At 58.6% G+C, this 1,073-nt stretch carries 1 protein-coding gene and 2 pseudogenes; 2 read left to right on the forward strand and 1 reads right to left on the reverse strand.

All coding sequences use genetic code 11. The features are described 5' to 3' along the window. Together I8J34_RS24110 and I8J34_RS24775 are read left to right on the forward strand one after the other, a co-directional pair. The coding region (locus I8J34_RS24110; RefSeq protein ID WP_367575908.1) for a transposase at positions 1-238 on the forward strand (238 nt) is incomplete at its 5' end. Then, positions 228-677, forward strand: a pseudogene (locus I8J34_RS24775) (SDR family oxidoreductase); the annotation flags it as partial. The gene I8J34_RS24110 and the pseudogene I8J34_RS24775, both read left to right, overlap by 11 nt. A gap of 276 nt (positions 678-953) precedes the next feature. On the opposite strand, the pseudogene I8J34_RS24115 reads toward I8J34_RS24775, so the two are convergent. Further along, positions 954-1,073: pseudogene (locus I8J34_RS24115) on the reverse strand (IS5/IS1182 family transposase); the annotation flags it as partial.

The following is a 1,073-nucleotide window of genomic DNA, read 5'->3' on the forward strand; positions in this document are numbered from 1 at the left end:
AGAGAATCGGTTGCATTGGTGCCTGGATGTGCAGTTCTCCGACGACTACGCCCGTGCCCGCACCGGACACGTTGCCCACAACCTGGCGCTGGTACGCCACATCGCGCTGAACCTCATTCGGCTGAACACCTCACGCAAGGCCAGCATCAAGACCAAGCGGTTGCTGGCCGCCACGTCCGATGAGTACCGTGCCGAACTGCTCGGCTTCGAACCGCAGGACGAGGAGGATGACGATTGATGACGGGCGCGTAGCTGCGGGAGCCCTGCACTTTGCGGCGGTCGATATCGCTCAACGTGAGCAAGTCCAGGCTTGGGCCAAGCAAGTGCTTTCTCGCTCTGGTGCACCGGATCTGCTGATCAACAATGCCTCGCTTATCAATCAGCGGGCGCCGCTATGGGCAGTACCTGCGGCTGAGTTCGACCAGATCCTGGCTGTGAATGTCACAGGGGTTGCTCATGTCTTACAGGCATTCCTGCCAGCCATGCTCAAGACAGGCCACAGCATCATTGTGAATATCAGCTCCAGCTGGGGACGACAAGCTTCGGCAGGGCTTGCACCCTATTGCGCAAGCAAGTTCGCCATCGAGGGCCTTACCCAGGTTTTAGCGCTGGAACTTCCAGCGGGCCTAGCTGCGATTGCGCTCGATCCTGGTGGCGGCATCAATACCGAGATGCTTCATGCCTGTCTGGGGGCAGAGGCTGAGCAGTACCAGTCGCCTCAAGATTGGGCAATAGAGGCCGTGCCCTTCATGCTGGCACTGTCTGCCGCCGATAATGGCAAGGCTCTGACCGTAGAGAAATCAGCTAAGGAAGTGCTGAATAAATCGCGTTTCGGCGACGGCAAGAAAATCTCGGTGTGCAGTCGCGCCGAATCGCTTGCAATCGGCTCGCGGAATACGGAATTGGCACTCTGGAAGGCCGGATTCGCACGATTTCATCGCCTTTGCCCCGTTTCAGGACGCACCTTGCGTGTCGGGCGCCATCAACCTTTTATGCGCGAGCACGAGGTTGGCGAGGCCGAACAGTGAGAACAATTGCGCCTCGTTCTTGGCGATCCCTCGATAGCGGGTCTT

The sequence above is a fragment of the Denitromonas iodatirespirans genome (genome assembly GCF_018524365.1).
GTDB lineage: Bacteria > Pseudomonadota > Gammaproteobacteria > Burkholderiales > Rhodocyclaceae > Nitrogeniibacter > Nitrogeniibacter iodatirespirans.